Genomic DNA, 17188 nt, shown 5'->3' with positions numbered 1-17188 from the left:
GTGTCCTCGATTGGGTCAGCGGTCGGTCCGCCGGAAATTGGATTAGATCAGGATTTTGCCATGGCGCACGAAAGTCGGCTTGACCACCCGCACCGGATACCACTTGCCACGGATTTCCACTTCGGCACGGTCGCCAGTAGCCATCGGTACACGCGCCAGGGCAATGGATTTGCTCAACGTAGGAGAGAAGCTACCACTGGTGATCTCACCTTCGCCAATCCCGGCGACCCGTACCACCTGGTGGGCACGCAATACACCACGTTCCTCAAGGACCAGGCCGACCAATTTGTCCTGCACGCCATGCTCGATTTCCGCCAGCAAGCCGGTGCGCCCCATGAATTCGCGCTCGACCGGCTCCCAGGCAACGCTCCAGCCAAGGTTGGAGGTCAGGGGCGTATGTCGTTCGTCAATATCCTGGCCGTAGAGGTTCATCCCGGCTTCCAGACGCAACGTGTCACGAGCGCCCAGGCCACTTGGCGCAATGCCGGCACCGACCAGATCGTTGAAGAAAGCCGGCGCCTGATGTCCTGGCAGAATGATTTCCAGGCCGTCTTCACCGGTGTAGCCGGTGCGAGCGATGAACCAGTCGCCATCGGCGAAACCTTCGAACGAGTGCAGCTCGCGGATCAATGTCGCACGGGCGGCGCTGACCAGCTCAGCCACCCGTTCGCGGGCATGAGGGCCCTGGACGGCGAGGATCGCCAACTGTGCCTGCTCTTCGATGCCGACATCGAAACCGGCACTGCGTACCTTCAACCAGGCCAGCACCCTGTCGCGGCTTGCAGCGTTGGTCACCAGCCTGTAGCCAGCGTCGGTACGATAGGCGATCAAGTCGTCCACGACCCCACCCTGCTCGTTGAGCATTGGGCTGTAAAGCGCCCTGCCCAGGCCATCCAGCCGCGCGATATTGTTGGCCAGCACGTGCTGCAGCCAGGGCATGGCGTCACGGCCACCGACATCGATCACGGTCATGTGGGATACATCGAACACGCCGCAGTCCTTGCGCACCTGATGGTGCTCTTCGACTTGCGAGCCGTAATGCAGGGGCATGTCCCAACCGCCAAAATCGACCATCTTGGCGCCGAGCGCCAGGTGCAGGTCATAAAGAGGCGTACGCTGTCCCATGGGTTTCTCCTTCCGGACGTGCGAAGCGGCGGCTTTTGGTGGCGTCCCTCTGCCACCTGCCGTATAGGACCCGCCGCAGCGATTGCCGCGCATTGTAGCCTCAAGGGGCGCGGCCTGGCATCCTTAGTGACTATGACTCGGGCGTCGCCCCGAGCGCCGTATCAACCCGATGACCGGCAGCAGGCCGACCAGGATGAGTGTGAGCGCCGGCAACGAGGCGCGAGCCCACTCGCCTTCACTGGTCATTTCGAAGACCCGCACGGCCAGGGTGTCCCAACCGAACGGGCGCATGAGCAGGGTCGCCGGCATCTCCTTGAGGACATCGACGAACACCAGCAGCGCGGCGCTCAGGGCACCCGGGACCAGCAAGGGCAGGTAGACCTTGAAGAACAATCTCGGCCCGCCGATACCCAGGCTGCGCGAGGCCTCCGGCAACGAGGGACGAATACGCTCGAGGCTGCTCTCCAACGGGCCGTAGGCCACCGCGATGAAGCGCACCAGGTAGGCCAGCATCAAGGCCGACAGGCTGCCCAGCAAGAGCGGCTTGCCTGCTGCGCCAAGCCAGGTCGATAACGGCACCACCAAATGGTTGTCGAGGTAACTGAACGCCAGCATGATCGCCACCGCCAGCACCGAGCCCGGCAGGGCGTAGCCCAGGTTGGCGATACCGACGCCGGCACGGATGGCCCGCACGGGCGCCTGGCGTCGGGCGAATGCAAGCACCAGCGCGACGCAGACCGTCACCAGTGCCGCCATGGCGCCCAGGTAGAGCGTGTGCAGGATCAACCCGGTGTAGCGTTCATCGAGATCGAAGCGTCCACGCTGCCAGAACCAGACCAGCAACTGCGTGAGTGGAATGACGAAGGCGCAGGCGAAGACCAGCAGGCACCAGCCACTGGCCGCCGCCGCCTTGATGCCACGTAGGTGATAAAGCGCAGCTCCCCGAGGGCGCTCGTTGCCACTGCGCGTTGCGCCACGGGCTCGGCGCTCGCCATATAGCACCAGCATCACCGCGAGCAGCAACAGGCTGGCCAGTTGCGTCGCGCTGGACAGGCTGAAGAAGCCGTACCAGGTCTTGTAGATCGCCGTGGTGAAGGTGTCGAAGTTGAATACCGCCACCGCGCCGAAATCGGCCAGAGTTTCCATCAGCGCCAGGGCAATGCCCGCGCCGATCGCTGGTCGCGCCATGGGCAAGGCTACCCGCCAGAAGGCCTGCAGCGGCGACAGCCCGAGCACCCGCGCTGCCTCCATCAACCCCTTGCCCTGGGCCAGGAAGGCTGTGCGCGCCAGCAGATAGACATAGGGATAGAACACCAGCACCAGGACGATGATCACTCCGCCAGTGGAGCGCACTCGCGGCAGGCGCATGGGCCCGAATACTTCACGCAGCGCACTCTGCACCGGCCCCGCGAAGTCCAGCAGCCCGACAAAGACGAATGCCAGTACGTAGGCGGGAATCGCGAACGGCAGCATCAGTGCCCAATCCAGCCAACGTCGGCCAGGAAACTCGCACAGGCTGGTCAGCCATGCCAGGCTGACCCCTAGTACCGTCACGCCGACGCCCACGCCCAGTACCAGAGTGAGGGTATTGCCCAGCAGGCGACCCATCTGCGTCTCGAGCAGGTGTGACCAGATCTGTAGATCGATGCTTTGCCAGGACAGCAACAATACGCTCAGGGGCAGGAGCACCAGGGCGGCGATGGAGAAAACCGGGAGGTACCAACGGCGTGCGTACAAGGAAGGGGTCTCTGCGTGGCGATAGACGGCATCGCGGCTTTACCATGATGTCAGTCGATTAAGAAAAGCATTTCGCTTGCAAATGCTGAGGTTTATTTTTGGCTTATAAGGTCCGCTGTGAAGCTGCTGGCCTCATCGCGGGGCAAGCCCGCTCGCCACCGGGAACAAGTCTTCATTGCACCGCTCATCGGTGGCGAGCGGGCTTGTCCCGCGATGAGGCCAGCAGCTTCACAGGAGGTCTCAGGCGCAGAAAATAAGCTGCGACATGTGGAAAATCGAATGCTTTTCCTAACTGACTCGCATGGACGTATCAGGCCACAGCAATCGTCGACCCGATGCTATCAACAAGGATGAAGCCCGAGGCTCAGTTCCACCCCGCCCGATCCATCAGGCGGATCGCCTCGGCCTGGCGTTTGCCGGCGACTTCGACCGGAATGCTGTCTGCCTTGAACGTGCCCCAGGCCGCGACTTCCGAGGAAGGCTCGACCTTGGAGTTGGCCGGGAACTCCTGGTTGATGTCGGCGAACAGCTTTTGCGCCTCCTCACCGGTCATCCATTCCACCAGCGCCCTGGCGGCTTGCGGATGCGGCGCATGCTGGGTTAGGCCGATGCCCGACAGATTGACATGCACCCCACGGTCGGCCTGGTTGGGCCAGAACAGCTTGATCGGCAGGCTCGGCTGCGCCTTGTGCAGGCGGCCGTAGTAATAGGTGTTGACGATACCGACGTCGCACTGTCCCGCCTCGATGGCCTGGAGCACCGCGGTGTCATCGGAGAACACGTCCGTGGACAGGTTGTTGACCCAGCCCTTGATGATCTCCTCGGTCTTCTGCTCGCCGTGGTTCTCGATCAGGGTAGCGGTCAGCGACTGGTTGTAGACTTTCTTGCCGGTTCGCAGGCACAGACGTCCTTCCCATTGCTTGTCGGCCAGCGCCTCGTAGGTGCTCAGGTCCTGCGGCTCGACCCGGTCGGTGGCATAGGCGATGGTCCGCGCACGCAGGCTCAGGCCGGTCCACGCATGAGACGTGGCGCGGTACTGGGGCGGGATGTTCCGGTCGATGACGTCCGACTGGATCGGCTGCAGGATACCCATCCGCTCGGCCTGCCAGAGGTTGCCAGCATCGACCGTGAGCAGCAGGTCGGCAACGCCATTCTCGCCCTCGGCCTTGATGCGCTGCATCAATGGGGCTTCCTTGTCGGTGATGAACTTGATCTTCACCCCGGTCTTGGCCGTATACGCATCGAACACCGGCTTGATCAGCTCGTCGATGCGCGAGGAATACACCACCACTTCGTCGGCGGCGCTGGCGATGCCGCTCGATAGCGTCAGGGCCAGGGCGGCCAGTAGGTGCTTGCGTGACAACATGGTGCGGTCCTCGGTGAATTGAGAGGCGCAAATGGTAGTTAATACCATTTGGCGGCTCAAACCGATTCGCTCTCTTAGCCGTTACCGGATGTTGCAGCAGCCTCAGGGGCGCGCCAGTTCCGGCAGGTCGCCACTCAAGCCCAAGGCCTGGCGCACGAACAGCGCCTTGGCTTCAGGCAACCGATCTACCCACTTCAGCCCAGTATTGCGCAACCAGCGCAGCGGCAGTGGATCGGCCTGGAACAACCGCTCGAAACCTTCCATCGCGGCCATCAGCGCCAAGTTGTGAGGCATGCGCCGGCGTTCATAGCGGCTCAGCACGCGCGCGTCGGCCAAGCGTTCGCCGCGGTCACAGGCCCGCTGCAGCTCCTCGGCCAGCACGGCGGCATCGAGGAAGCCGAGGTTGACGCCCTGCCCGGCAAGAGGATGAATGGTATGCGCGGCATCGCCAATCAACGCCAGACCCTCTTCCACATAACGCTTGGCATGCCGCTGGCGCAGCGGCACACAGACACGCGGGTCTGCCTCCAGGACCTGGCCCAGACGGCCCTCGAAGGCGCGTTCCAATGCTTCGCAGAAGCTCTGATCATCCAGCGCCATGGCTTTCTCTGCCTGTTCCGGCGTCGTCGACCAGACGATGGAACACCACTGCTGCCCACCGTCGCGCACCAACGGCAGGAAGGCCAGCGGGCCCTCGTCGGTGAAGCGCTGCCAGGCGGTCGCCCGGTGCGGCCTGGCACAACGGACACTGGTGACGATGGCGTGATGCAGGTAGTCCCATTCCCGGGTTTCAAAGCCGGTCAGACGGCGTACCGCCGACTGCGCACCATCCGCGGCAATCACCAGGGGCGCGCGTAAGCGACGGCCGTCGGCCAGCATCACCAGCCACTCGTCGCCGGAGCGGCGCATCTGTTCCAGACGGGCATTGGCCAACAGGCCGATATCGCTGTCGTGCAGTCGCTCCAGCAAACCGTCCTGGATCACGCGGTTCTCGACGATATGGCCAAGCACTTGCGCGTGCACGCTGGCCGCCGAGAAGTCGATCTGACCGGTGCCGCTGCCGTCCCACACGCACATCTCCGAATAGGGACTGGCCCGCCGCCTGGCGATGCCGTCCCAGGCGCCGAGCCGGTCGAGGATACGCTGGCTGGCTCCTGACAGGGCGCTGACCCTCGGATCGAAAGGCGCGCCGGCATCGAACGGCTTGACCGACAACGGGCCGCCGTCGAGCAACAGGACTTCCAGGCCGCTGTGGCGCAAGGCCAACGCCAGGGCGCTGCCGACCATACCGGCACCGACAATCAACAGATCTGCGCGTATTTCCATGCCTTATGCCTGCCTCGCTTGCGGCTTGAGCCGCACATATAGGGTTTTATCGACCCGCGCCACCAGTTCACCGGCGGCGTCACGGATATCGACCTGCAAACGGGGCAGGCATTTCTTGCCGCTGGCGGTCTGCCGGCGAATGTCTTCCAGCAGGTCGTCATCGATATGGAATTCGGCGAACACCGGGCCTTTGCCCGGCGCGATGAAATCGATGCTGGCTGCCTTGTCCCAGACGATGTAATCGCGTCCGAGCTGTTCCATCAGCAACAGCATGTAGAACGGGTCGACCATCGAATAGAGACTGCCGCCGAACTGGGTGCCGACATAATTGCGGTTCCACCGGGTCAGCTTCATGCGTACCTTGACATGGCGCATGTCAGGGCTGATGTGCTGCACGCGGATACCCGCCCCCAGGTAGGGCGGGTAGATGTTCAGCAGCCAGCGCAGCAAGCGGGCACGCCTGGCCAATGGGTGGCTCACAGGCGGCCTCGCGGATTGAGGCGCGTGCCCAGGCCCATGGCCTGGCGCGCGAACCAGCGCTTGGCCGTTGGCAGCAGATCAAGACCGAGCAGTCCCAGGTTGCGGCCGGTGGCAAGCAGCGGTTGACGGGTACCGAACAGCCGCGTGACCTGATCGGAAAAGCCAATGGTCAGTGCCTGGTCCAGCCGCTGGCGCTCAAGGTAGCCGCTCAGGGTCGTCAGGTCGCCAGGCTGTTGCGGGCCGGCGAGCAGTGCCTCGGCCAGTGACTGCACATCTCGCAGCGACAGATTGAAACCCTGCCCGGCGATGGGGTGCAGGCTATGGGCGGCATTGCCTAGCACTACCAGGTGTGGCCGCACCTGCTCCTGAGCCTCGACCAGCGCCAGTGGGTAGAGGTGCCTGACACCGACCTGGCGCAATGCCCCCAGTCGATAACCGAAGACTGCCTGCAGCTCGGCGAGGAAGTTGCGCTCGTCCAGGCCGACCAGGTGCTGGGCATCCGCGCCCTGCCGTGTCCAGACCAGGGCGCAGCGGTTGTCCGGCAACGGCAGCAGGGCCATCGGGCCATGCTCGGTGAAGCGCTCGAAGGCTTGCCCGCGGTGCGCTTCGCCAGGCGTGATGTTGGCGATGACCGCGCTTTGCTCGTAAGGCCGATGGCTGACATGGATACCTAACTGCTCGCGCAGGCTCGAACGACCTCCGTCGGCCAGGACCGCCAAGGAACAGTCCAGGCCAGTGTCATCGTCCAGCTGCAGGCGGTAACCACTTTCGATGGCCTGTATCGCCGTCACTTCGGCCGGACAGCGCCAGCTGACCACCTCGCGATCCAACCCTTGCCACAAGCATTGGCCCAGCCAGGCGTTCTCGACCACATAGCCGAGCGCCGGCACGCCTTCCTCGATAGCATCGAGGCGTGTCGAACCGAATCGTCCACGATCGGATACCTGGATCTGCCGAATGGGTTCGGCGCGACGCTCGACTTCCTGCCAGACTCCAAGCTGCTCGTAGATCCGCCGGGTGCCGAAAGACAGCGCGGAGGAGCGCGCGTCATAGCTTGGCTGGAAGCTGTCACCGGGCGCGAAGGGCTCGATCAGGACGATCTTCCAGCCCCGCGTCTTGGCCTGCCCTTGCAGGGCCAGGGCCAGACTCGCACCGACCAGGCCGCCACCGATGATCGCGATATCGGCCCGGTTCATGCGGCGTCACTGCGCGCGGCGGCCATCAATGCCTCGATCTCGGCGACCGTCCTGGGCAAGCCCGCGGTCAGGATTTCACAGCCTTGCCTGGTAACCACCACGTCGTCCTCGATCCTGATGCCGATGCCGCGCCATTTCTTCGCGACGCTTTGGTCGTCCGCCGCGATGTAGATTCCCGGTTCCACGGTCAATGCCATGCCGGGCTCGAGCACTCGCCATTCACCGCCCACTTTGTAGTCGCCAACATCGTGAACATCCATGCCCAGCCAGTGGCCGGCGCGGTGCATGTAGAACGCGCGATGGGCTTCATTGTCGATCAGTGTCTGCACCTCTCCCTTGAGCAGTCCCAACTCGACCAGGCCTTCGGTGATCACTCGTACCGTTGCCTCATGGGCATGATTCCAATGCTTGCCCGGCGCGATCTGCTCGAAGGCAGCCTCTTGTGCCTTGAGCACCAACTCATAGATGGCCTTCTGCTCGGGAGAGAAACGCCCGCTGACCGGGAAGGTGCGGGTGATGTCGCTGGCGTAGCAATCGATTTCGCAGCCGGCATCGATCAAGACCAGATCGCCATCCTTGAGCAAGGCATCATTTTGCTGGTAGTGCAGGATGCAGGCGTTGCGACCGGCGGCGACGATCGAGCCGTAGGCCGGCATCTTGGCTCCACCCTTGCGGAATTCGTAATCCAGTTCGGCTTCGAGGCTGTACTCGCGCAATCCTGCCCGGCTGGCCTGCATGGCTCGCACATGGGCACGGACCGAGATGGCCGCCGCTTCGCGCATCACCTTCACTTCCGCCGCCGATTTATACAGACGCATGTCGTGCAGGAGATGATCCAGCGCAACGAACTCATTCGGCGGCTGGGCACCGAGGCGCGCCTTGGAGCGGATCACGTTGATCCAGTCCATCAGCCGCCGGTCGAATTCGGGGTTGCTGCCCATGGCCGAATAAACGCGCTCGCGCCCTTCGATCAGGCCAGGCAGGATCTCGTCGATGTCGGTAATGGGGAAGGCATCATCGGCCGCGTAGTCGCGCACCGCGCCTTCCTGTCCGGCCCGCAGGCCTTCCCACTGCTCGCGTTCGGCATTGCGCTCACGGCAGAACAGCACGTATTCGCCATGCTCGCGGCCAGGAATCAGGGCGATCACCGCCTCGGGCTCGGGAAAACCGCTGATGTACTGGAAATCGCTGTCCTGGCGGTACACATGCTCGACGTCGCGATTGCGTATGGCGACAGCGGCGGCCGGCAGGATCGCGATGCTGTTGGGGACCATCTGCGCCATCAGCGCCTTGCGCCGACGGGTGTATTCCGCCTTGGGTATGTGGCTCATGGGCAAAGGGACCCCGAAGATCAGTGCAGCGATGGCTTGGGTGCGGGTTCGGCGGCCGGCTTGGCCAGCTCGGTGAACAGCAGCAAGGGCGCCACGCGCAGGTATTCCATGACCTCCATGTAGTCGCCTTCACCATCTTCGGACTCTTCGAGCGCGTCCTGCACCTGGGAGATCGCGACCAGGTCCTGCAGGACTTCCTTGGCTTCGGTACTCAGCTCGAGGCCACCGGCGTTTTGCCCGAAACCGGCGATGAAGCCTTGGCACCATTGACCCAGCGCGGCGGCACGTTCGGCCAGGGGCGTCTCGTCACCGGGTAGCAGCAGGACGATGGCGATATCTTCGCCGGTCAGCTCGCCCTTGACCATTTCTTGCAGGCCGATCAAGGCATTGCGGACGCTGTCGACAGGTTCGACCTCGAGCACCTGGGCCGCGTCGGCCAGCCAGGCGTCGGCATCGAACGCCGCACCGGCGCAGCAACGGCCAAGCAGCAGGCCGTGCAGCTCGGCCGGGGAGACAGGATGGCCGTTGCCGGAGAGCAAGGCGGTGAAGGCGGTATAGGGCGAATTGGTATTAGGCATGGGCAACTAGGCGCCAGACGGCGCAATGACTAGAATGAAGGCCTTGTATCCTAGCACCGGCAGGCGCGCCAAGACCATCTGCACTGGCCGTCCGGGCTCGAGCCCAGGCATGATCACCTGGTAGTCACCGATGGACCGATGCGAGTGCACCCCCATGCAAGAGAACGACCTGCAAGCGCTGATGAGCCGATTCGAGCAACTGCTGGAGCGAGTCGAGCAACTAAAACGGCAAAATGCACTCCTACATGCGCAGGAAAGAACCTGGCGCGAGGAGCGCGCCCACCTCATCGAAAAGAACGAGATTGCCCGGCGCAAGGTCGAATCGATGATTTTGCGCCTCAAGGCCCTGGAGCAAGACTCATGAGTTCAAGCAATAACGTCACCGTCCAGATCCTCGACAAGGAATACTCGATCATCTGTCCGCCCGAGGAACGCAACAACCTGGTCAGCGCGGCGCGATATCTGGACGGCAAGATGCGCGAAATTCGCAGCAGCGGCAAGGTGATCGGCGCGGATCGCATCGCCGTCATGGCAGCCTTGAACATCACCCATGACTTGCTGCACAGGCAGGACCGCCCGGAAGTCGCGGCCGGCGGGACCACGCGCGAAGAGGTACGCGACCTGCTCGAACGGGTCGATCAGGCACTCTCCGACGATACGGATACAAAAATCAGTTGAGGTTGCGTATACTGGCGCCACTCCCTGCGGTATGCGCCAGTTGGTTATGTCCCTGAGCCGATACGCACAACCACGGGGGTTGCACGCTGGGGCCGGTGTGCATGTCCGCTCGACGGAAAGCCTTAACGCCCCCTGCAATCTCCACCTTGAACTTTCGGGTTCAAGGGCTACGCCGACAGCGGTTCCACGGGGAGCCCGCATTCTTCGTTGCCCGCCTTCATGGCGGGCAATTTGCTTGCAGCGTGTCACGTTGCGAGGACACTTGGGATCGCCTGTGCCATGACCGACACCGCGCCGCTCACACGCCCTCAACTTCGTCGCCTGCTGCGTGATGCCCGCCGCGCCTTGACGCCTGCCCAGCAGCGTCAGGCGGCCGTCGGCCTGTACCGTCAGCTGGCTCAGCACCCCTTGTTCCGCCGAGCACGGCATATCGCGTTGTATCTGCCCAATGACGGTGAAATCGATCCGTACCTGTTGGTGCGCGAGGCACAACGACGCGGCAAGCATACCTACCTGCCCGTGTTGAAAGCCTGGCCCCGGACGAGCATGGTGTTTCAGCGCTTCGAGCAAGGCGAACAACTGCGCCGCAATCGCTTCCGCATTCCGGAGCCGGTGATCAATCGCAAACGCCAACGCTCGATCCGGGCGCTCGACCTGATCCTGTTGCCATTGGTCGGCTTCGATGAAGCAGGCGGACGCCTCGGGATGGGTGGCGGTTTCTATGATCGCAGCCTGGCTTATCAGGCGCGTCGCAAGACTTGGATGAAACCGTCGCTACTGGGTCTTGCCCATGAATGCCAGAAGGTCGAGCGACTGGTCCAGGCCAGTTGGGATGTACCGCTGCAAGGAACGGTCTCTGACCGTGGATGGTACCTGGCGCGCAAATGAGCGCGCTGTGCGAGGGATCAGCGTTTCTGAACAGCCGTTTCGGCAGCCACCTGGTAGGACGCATCGACCTTGCGCTCGAGGAAACTCTGGGCGTAACCGGTCGTGACGACACCCAAGCCAAATGTGAATACCAGGATCCAGAGCAAGTCCGGTTTGCGTTTCATCGATTGCCCCCCTCAGGCAAACTGATCACGGTGCCCGCAACTCCTGAATGGGGTGCGAGCAACGTCTAGTCTTGAAAACCGGCGCATTCTCCGCCAACGCGAGTCGACAAGCAAACGTTGATGCCCGCCAGTGGTCGGTTTGCTGCAACGATTTATTTCAACCTTTGTCAGGAGTGACCCCATGGCCTATTGGCTGATGAAATCCGAGCCCGACGAGCTCTCCATCGAAGCCTTGGCGCGCCAGGGGGAAGTCCGTTGGGACGGGGTTCGCAACTATCAGGCGCGCAACTTCCTGAGGGAAATGAGCGTAGGCGACGAGTTCTTCTTTTACCACTCCAGCTGTCCGCAACCTGGCATCGCCGGCATTGCACGGATCGCGACGGCGGCCTATCCGGACCCCACGGCCCTGGACCCCGACAGTCACTACTTCGATACTCGGGCCACTGCCGCCAAGAATCCCTGGAGCGCCGTGGACGTCGTCCATCAACGGACCTTCAGGCACGTGCTGGAGCTAGGCCTGCTCAAACAGCAGGCCGCATTAGACGAGTTGCAGTTGGTGCAGAAGGGCAGTCGCCTGTCGGTGATGCCAGTGACGCCCGAGCAATGGGCCGTGATTATCGGGCTGGCAACCTGACGCGCCTGCTCGTGATCGCTATTACTGCACGATCAGATTGTTGAACAGGAGATCTTCGACGATCGGCTTGCCCTCTTCAGTTTCGAGAACCTGCTGGACCTGCTTGAGCGCTTCCTGACGCAGCCGCTCCTTGGCCTCGACATTATTCATGTTCTCTATGCCTTGCTGGGTGAACAGCGCCACGAGCTGATTACGGATCAGCGGTTCATGGTGCTTGACCGTGGCTGCGGCGGCGTCGCCAGTGACGCGCAAGGCCACGTCCGCCTTGTAGACGCGCAGCTTGGGGCTGCCATCGAGAGCATAGTTGCCAACGAATGGCGGTGTCAGGGTGACATAGGAGACCTTGGGCTCCCCCTCCTTGCCTTCCTCGGCTTCTTCAGCGGCCATGGCCGTCACTGGCAGCATCAGGGCCAGCACCATCAATATCCACGCTTTCACGAATTCGCTCCTCAAACAGATAGCGCCAGCATACCCAGCGCACTGGACAAACCCAAGCCTGGGCTATGTCGGGCCATCAGGTCCGACCATGCTCGTTGACCCGCCCTACCGCCCTCCTACACTTATCGGCCACAACCCATAAAGGAATAGCCCGATGAAAGCGGTCTTGTGCAAAACCCTGGGCCCGGCGCGGAACCTGGTCCTGGAAGACATCGCCAGCCCGGTGCCGAAAAAGAACGAGATACTCATCGACGTACACGCGGCGGGCGTCAACTTCCCGGATACGCTCATCATCGAAGGCAAGTACCAGTTTCAGCCACCCCTGCCCTTTTCACCCGGTGGCGAAGCCGCGGGCGTGGTGGCCGCTGTCGGCGAGAAGGCAAACGGGTTCAAGGTCGGCGATCGCGTCATGGCACTGACCGGCTGGGGCGCATTTGCCGAGCAAGTGGCAGTGTCTGCCTCGAATGCATTGCATATCCCACAAGGCTTGGACTTTCAAAGCGCCGCCGCCTTCGGCATGGCATACGGCACGTCCATGCATGCCCTTACCCAACGCGGACAGCTCAAGGCTGGCGAAACCCTGCTGGTGCTGGGTGCGTCCGGCGGCGTAGGCCTGGCTGCGGTGGAGATCGGCAAGGCGATGGGCGCACGCGTGATCGCCGCGGCCAGCAGCTCGGAAAAGCTCGCAGTGGCAAAGGTCGCCGGGGCAGACGAACTGATCGACTACAGCACCACAGGCCTCAAGGATGAAATCAAGCGCCTGACCGGCGGCCAGGGCGTCGATGTAATCTACGATCCTGTCGGTGGAGAACTGTTCGACCAGGCGGTACGCGGCCTGGCCTGGAACGGTCGTCTGCTGGTGGTGGGCTTTGCCAGCGGGACCATCGCCCAGCTGCCGACCAACCTGGTGCTGCTAAAGGGCGCTTCGGTGGCAGGGGTGTTCTGGGGCGCATTCGCCCAGCGCCAGCCGCAAGACAACGCCGCCAACTTTCGCCAGCTGTTTGCCTGGCATGCCGAAGGCAAGTTGAAGCCGCTGGTGTCCGAGACCTTTCCACTGGAGCGAACGGGCCAGGCCATCGAGCGATTGGGCGCACGCCAGGCGGTAGGCAAATTGGTGGTGTCGATGCGCTGAAGGTAACGAGCGACGTCGCGAACTCACGCTCGCGACGAATAGCTCGGTGTGCAGTGAAACTATCGCAGCGTACCCTGGCTACCCGCGTGGAGCGTAGGCGAAGACATCCGCTCGCATCTGATGCGCGTCCATACCCGCTTCGACCAGAGCGTCGAGCGTGCCATAGACCATGTTCGGCGAACCGCTGGCATAGACATGCACATGGGCCAGGTCATCGATGTCTTCGCACACGGCCTCATGCAGCATGCCGCATCGGCCTTCCCAGCCACACAGATCACTGACGACCTTGTGCAGATACAGGTTGGGCAGACGCTCCCATTCGTCCCAGTGTTCGATCTGGTAGAAGTCCTCGGGTCGCCGCACGCCCCAATACAGGTGCACCGGATGCTTGAAGCCCTGGGCACGGCAATGCTCCACCAGGCTGTGCATCTGACCCATGCCGGTACCCGCGGCGATCAGCACCAGAGGGCCATCCGGCAACTCGGCCAGGTGCGTATCGCCGAATGGCAACTCAACCCGAGCCACGCCATCGCGCCGCAGCTGGGCAATCAGCTCGCGACCGCTGTCCTCGCGCGCCAGGACGTGCAATTCGAGATCACGCCCGGCGTGGGGCGCGGAGGCCAGCGAAAAAGCCGCCTGCTTGCCACCTTCACGCTCGAGCATCAGGTATTGGCCGGCGTGGTAGCGGGGCGACTTGCCTGCCGGAGCGCGCATGCGCACACGCCAGACATCGCCACCGACCTCGACGCACTCGATCACTGAGCAAGCCAGCTTGCGAGGCGGGAGCTCGCCCAGCGCCAGTACCCCATCCCAGAGCACCACACAATCCTCGATCGGCTCGGCGATACAGGTGAAGAATTCACCATGATCGCGCACTTCGCCGTCCTGCCGGACACGTCCATCGACCAGCAAGGCGGCGCATACATGGCAATTACCGTTGCGGCAGCTCTGCGGACAGTCGTAGCCCAGGCGTCGCGCCGCATCCAGAATCCGTTCTCCCGGGTCGAGCGCCAGCACTGCCCCGGACGGCTGCAAGGTTACCTGCATTCAATCTATTCCCAGCTGATCCCACAGCTCATCGATACGGCGGGTCACGGCATCGTCCTTGACGATGGCACGCCCCCATTCGCGAGAGGTTTCGCCTGGCCACTTGTTGGTGGCATCCAGGCCCATCTTCGACCCCAGCCCCGATACCGGAGACGCGAAGTCCAGGTAGTCGATCGGCGTGTTGTCGATCATCACCGTATCACGCTTGGGGTCCATACGGGTGGTGACGGCCCAGATTACGTCATTCCAGTCGCGGGCATTGATGTCGTCGTCGGTGACGATCACGAACTTGGTGTACATGAACTGCCGCAGGAACGACCAGACGCCCAACATCACACGCTTGGCGTGACCGGGATACTGTTTCTTGATGGTGACCACCGCCATGCGGTACGAGCACCCTTCGGGCGGCAGGTAGAAGTCGGTGATCTCCGGAAACTGCTTCTGCAGGATCGGCACGAACACTTCGTTCAAGGCCACACCGAGGATCGCCGGCTCATCGGGTGGCCGCCCGGTGTAGGTGCTGTGGTAGATCGGCTTGCGCCGATGAGTGATGCGCTCGACGGTGAATACCGGGAAGCTGTCCACTTCGTTGTAATAGCCGGTGTGATCGCCGTAAGGGCCTTCCGGCGCGGTCTCGCCCGGATGGATCACGCCTTCGAGAATGATTTCCGCGGTAGCCGGGACTTGCAGGTCATTGCCGCGACACTTGACCAGCTCGGTACGGTTACCGCGCAGCAGGCCGGCGAAGGCGTATTCGGAGAGCGTGTCGGGCACCGGCGTCACCGCCCCGAGGATGGTCGCCGGGTCCGCGCCCAGCGCTACCGCCACCGGGAATGGCTGACCCGGGTGCTTCTCGCACCATTCGCGGTAGTCCAGCGCGCCGCCACGATGGCTCAACCAGCGCATGATGACCTTGTTGCGTCCGATCAGCTGCTGGCGATAGATACCGAGGTTCTGACGCTCCTTGTTCGGCCCGCGGGTGACGGTCAGGCCCCAGGTGATCAAGGGCGCCACGTCACCTGGCCAGCAATGCTGGATCGGCAGCTGATTGAGGTCGACATCTTCGCCCTCGACCACTACCTCGTGGCAGGCGGCATCCTTGACCACCTTCGGCGCCATGGACACGACTTTCTTGAAGATCGGCAGCTTGGACCAGGCGTCCTTGAGGCCTTTGGGCGGCTCGGGCTCCTTGAGGAAGGCCAGCAGCTTGCCGATTTCACGCAGTTCGCTGACCGATTCGGCGCCCATGCCCATCGCGACCCGCTCCGGCGTGCCGAACAGGTTGCCGAGAACTGGAATATCGAAGCCGGTAGGCTTTTCGAACAACAATGCCGGGCCTTTGGCCCGCAAGGTGCGGTCGCAGACTTCGGTCATCTCCAGGACTGGCGAGATCGGAACCTGGATGCGCTTGAGTTCGCCGCGCTGTTCCAGGCCACGGATAAAGTCGCGCAAATCGCGATACTGCATGCGTGAGCCTCGTGTTGGCCGTATCGGTAGGGCTGCAGAGTGTAGCGCCGATCACGCCACAATAGCCAAAGTGCAGATAGCAAAAAGCCGGGTTGCCCCGGCTCTTCGCGTGCATCGAACGCTTACTTGCGTTTCATCGACAAGAAGAACTCGTCGTTGGTCTTGGTCTGCTTGAGCTTGTCGACCAGGAACTCGATGGCGGCGATTTCATCCATCGGATGCAGCAGCTTGCGCAGGATCCACATGCGCTGCAGTTCGTCGTCGGCGGTCAGCAGCTCTTCGCGACGGGTACCCGAACGGTTGATGTTGATGGCCGGGAACACACGCTTTTCGGCGATGCGACGGTCCAGGGGCAGCTCCATGTTACCGGTACCCTTGAACTCTTCGTAGATCACTTCGTCCATCTTCGAACCGGTTTCGACCAACGCGGTGGCGATGATGGTCAGCGAACCGCCTTCCTCGATGTTACGCGCGGCACCGAAGAAGCGCTTCGGCTTCTCGAGGGCGTGGGCGTCGACACCACCGGTCAGGACCTTGCCGGAGCTCGGGATCACGGTGTTGTAGGCACGCGCCAGACGGGTGATGGAGTCGAGCAGGATGACCACGTCCTTCTTGTGCTCGACCAGGCGTTTGGCCTTTTCGATCACCATCTCGGCAACCTGTACGTGACGGGTCGGCGGCTCGTCGAAGGTCGAGGCCACTACTTCGCCGCGAACGGTGCGCTGCATCTCGGTCACTTCTTCCGGACGCTCGTCGATCAGCAGAACGATCAGGTGGCATTCAGGATTGTTGCGAGTGATGTTCGCCGCGATGTTCTGCAGCATGATGGTCTTGCCCGCTTTCGGCGGAGCGACGATCAGACCACGTTGACCCTTGCCGATAGGCGCGCAGAGATCGATGACACGGCCGGTAAGGTCTTCGGTGGAACCGTTGCCGGCTTCCATCTTCAGGCGCTTGTTGGGGAACAGCGGCGTCAGGTTCTCGAACAGGATCTTGTTCTTGGCGTTTTCCGGACGGTCGTAGTTGATGGTATCGACCTTGAGCAACGCGAAGTAACGCTCGCCTTCTTTCGGCGGGCGGATCTTGCCGACGATGGTGTCACCGGTACGCAGGTTGAAGCGGCGGATCTGGCTGGGCGAGACGTAGATGTCGTCAGGGCCGGCCAGATAAGACGCATCAGCCGAACGCAGGAAACCGAAACCATCCTGGAGAATCTCCAGCACGCCGTCACCCGAGATCTCCTCGCCGCTTTTCGCGTGTTTTTTCAACAGGGCGAAAATCACGTCCTGCTTGCGCGAACGGGCCATGTTTTCAATGCCCATCTGCTCGGCCATTTCCAGCAGATCGGTAATCGGCTTTTGCTTGAGTTCTGTCAGGTTCATAAGGGGAGTGACGTAATCATGTAAGAAGGGAGAATTAAGCTTCTGGCTTAATGAAGCCGCGCCGCGGGTGTGGCGACAGGATCGCGTACTGATTCGAATTAGGGATGCGTCGGCGACGGCGTGCAGAGGGCACTGGAGAAGCAGTGCGAGGCCGAATGTAACACTTGCATTTTCTGGCGTCTAGTGGCCATAAAAAGAAAAGCCCCGGAAAAAACCGGG

18 protein-coding genes and 1 other RNA gene are annotated in these 17188 nt (G+C 62.4%); 6 read left to right on the top strand and 13 right to left on the bottom strand.

What is annotated here, in order from left to right; genetic code table 11:
* Positions 1-42: 42 nt before the first annotated feature.
* The 8 genes from gcvT to G7009_RS07170 form a co-directional block, all read right to left on the bottom strand.
* Positions 43-1125, bottom strand: a complete 1083-nt coding sequence (gene gcvT, locus G7009_RS07205) for a glycine cleavage system aminomethyltransferase GcvT (RefSeq protein WP_181129225.1) — start codon at positions 1123-1125, stop codon at positions 43-45.
* Between the two features lie 123 nt (positions 1126-1248).
* Complete coding sequence (locus G7009_RS07200) at positions 1249-2862, bottom strand: ABC transporter permease (protein ID WP_181129224.1); 1614 nt, start codon at positions 2860-2862, stop codon at positions 1249-1251.
* A gap of 364 nt (positions 2863-3226) precedes the next feature.
* Positions 3227-4228 (bottom strand): extracellular solute-binding protein, encoded by a 1002-nt coding sequence (locus G7009_RS07195; RefSeq protein WP_181129223.1) that lies wholly within the window; start codon positions 4226-4228, stop codon positions 3227-3229.
* A gap of 102 nt (positions 4229-4330) precedes the next feature.
* A complete protein-coding gene (locus G7009_RS07190; protein ID WP_181129498.1) occupies positions 4331-5548 on the bottom strand; it encodes a 2-octaprenyl-3-methyl-6-methoxy-1,4-benzoquinol hydroxylase in 1218 nt (405 codons plus the stop codon).
* A gap of 9 nt (positions 5549-5557) precedes the next feature.
* Positions 5558-6034 carry a DUF4442 domain-containing protein gene (locus G7009_RS07185; RefSeq protein ID WP_181129222.1) on the bottom strand — a complete coding sequence of 159 codons (477 nt, stop codon included), beginning with the start codon at positions 6032-6034 and terminating at the stop codon, positions 5558-5560.
* Complete coding sequence (ubiH, locus tag G7009_RS07180; RefSeq protein ID WP_181129221.1) at positions 6031-7230, bottom strand: 2-octaprenyl-6-methoxyphenyl hydroxylase; 1200 nt, start codon at positions 7228-7230, stop codon at positions 6031-6033. Before ubiH ends, G7009_RS07185 begins: the two co-directional genes overlap by 4 nt.
* Positions 7227-8561 carry a Xaa-Pro aminopeptidase gene (gene pepP / locus G7009_RS07175; protein ID WP_181129220.1) on the bottom strand — a complete coding sequence of 445 codons (1335 nt, stop codon included), beginning with the start codon at positions 8559-8561 and terminating at the stop codon, positions 7227-7229. Before pepP ends, ubiH begins: the two co-directional genes overlap by 4 nt.
* 20 nt (positions 8562-8581) lie before the next feature.
* Positions 8582-9139, bottom strand: coding sequence for a YecA/YgfB family protein (locus tag G7009_RS07170; protein ID WP_181129219.1), 558 nt, complete (start codon positions 9137-9139; stop codon positions 8582-8584).
* Between the two features lie 154 nt (positions 9140-9293).
* Here G7009_RS07170 and G7009_RS07165 point away from each other — a divergent pair, with 154 nt between their 5' ends.
* The 4 genes from G7009_RS07165 to G7009_RS07150 all read left to right on the top strand — a co-directional run bounded on the left by G7009_RS07165 (position 9294) and on the right by G7009_RS07150 (position 10705).
* Positions 9294-9503 carry a TIGR02449 family protein gene (locus tag G7009_RS07165; RefSeq protein ID WP_181129218.1) on the top strand — a complete coding sequence of 70 codons (210 nt, stop codon included), beginning with the start codon at positions 9294-9296 and terminating at the stop codon, positions 9501-9503.
* The gene (locus G7009_RS07160) at positions 9500-9817 is read left to right on the top strand and encodes a cell division protein ZapA (protein ID WP_181129217.1); all 318 of its coding nucleotides are present in this window, start codon (positions 9500-9502) and stop codon (positions 9815-9817) included. Before G7009_RS07165 ends, G7009_RS07160 begins: the two co-directional genes overlap by 4 nt.
* 18 nt (positions 9818-9835) lie before the next feature.
* Positions 9836-10014, top strand: a non-coding RNA gene (gene ssrS / locus G7009_RS07155) — 6S RNA.
* Positions 10015-10096: 82 nt separating this feature from the next.
* On the top strand, positions 10097-10705 hold the full coding sequence (locus tag G7009_RS07150) for a 5-formyltetrahydrofolate cyclo-ligase (RefSeq protein ID WP_181129216.1): 609 nt from the start codon (positions 10097-10099) through the stop codon (positions 10703-10705).
* A gap of 17 nt (positions 10706-10722) precedes the next feature.
* Here the strand turns inward: G7009_RS07150 and G7009_RS07145 are convergent, their stop codons facing one another.
* Positions 10723-10869: a hypothetical protein gene (locus G7009_RS07145; RefSeq protein WP_181129215.1), complete on the bottom strand. Its 147-nt coding sequence runs from the start codon at positions 10867-10869 to the stop codon at positions 10723-10725.
* A gap of 181 nt (positions 10870-11050) precedes the next feature.
* Here G7009_RS07145 and G7009_RS07140 point away from each other — a divergent pair, with 181 nt between their 5' ends.
* Positions 11051-11503: an EVE domain-containing protein gene (locus G7009_RS07140; RefSeq protein WP_181129214.1), complete on the top strand. Its 453-nt coding sequence runs from the start codon at positions 11051-11053 to the stop codon at positions 11501-11503.
* Positions 11504-11524: 21 nt separating this feature from the next.
* Here the strand turns inward: G7009_RS07140 and G7009_RS07135 are convergent, their stop codons facing one another.
* Complete coding sequence (locus tag G7009_RS07135; protein WP_181129213.1) at positions 11525-11941, bottom strand: flagellar basal body-associated protein FliL; 417 nt, start codon at positions 11939-11941, stop codon at positions 11525-11527.
* Between the two features lie 154 nt (positions 11942-12095).
* Between G7009_RS07135 and G7009_RS07130 the strand changes: the two genes are divergently transcribed.
* Positions 12096-13073 carry an NADPH:quinone oxidoreductase family protein gene (locus G7009_RS07130; RefSeq protein ID WP_181129212.1) on the top strand — a complete coding sequence of 326 codons (978 nt, stop codon included), beginning with the start codon at positions 12096-12098 and terminating at the stop codon, positions 13071-13073.
* Positions 13074-13151: 78 nt separating this feature from the next.
* On the opposite strand, the gene G7009_RS07125 is transcribed toward G7009_RS07130, so the two are convergent.
* The 3 genes from G7009_RS07125 to rho all read right to left on the bottom strand — a co-directional run bounded on the left by G7009_RS07125 (position 13152) and on the right by rho (position 16969).
* Positions 13152-14120 carry a CDP-6-deoxy-delta-3,4-glucoseen reductase gene (locus tag G7009_RS07125; RefSeq protein WP_181129211.1) on the bottom strand — a complete coding sequence of 323 codons (969 nt, stop codon included), beginning with the start codon at positions 14118-14120 and terminating at the stop codon, positions 13152-13154.
* On the bottom strand, positions 14121-15587 hold the full coding sequence (gene ubiD, locus G7009_RS07120; RefSeq protein WP_181129210.1) for a 4-hydroxy-3-polyprenylbenzoate decarboxylase: 1467 nt from the start codon (positions 15585-15587) through the stop codon (positions 14121-14123).
* Positions 15588-15709: 122 nt separating this feature from the next.
* Positions 15710-16969, bottom strand: coding sequence for a transcription termination factor Rho (gene rho, locus G7009_RS07115; RefSeq protein WP_181129209.1), 1260 nt, complete (start codon positions 16967-16969; stop codon positions 15710-15712).
* Positions 16970-17188: the final 219 nt, after the last annotated feature.

It is taken from the genome of Pseudomonas capeferrum (assembly GCF_013523055.1).
GTDB lineage: Bacteria > Pseudomonadota > Gammaproteobacteria > Pseudomonadales > Pseudomonadaceae > Aquipseudomonas > Aquipseudomonas capeferrum_A.
Note: the sequence above shows the minus strand (reverse complement) of the source record. Positions and strands in the feature narration are given on the sequence as shown.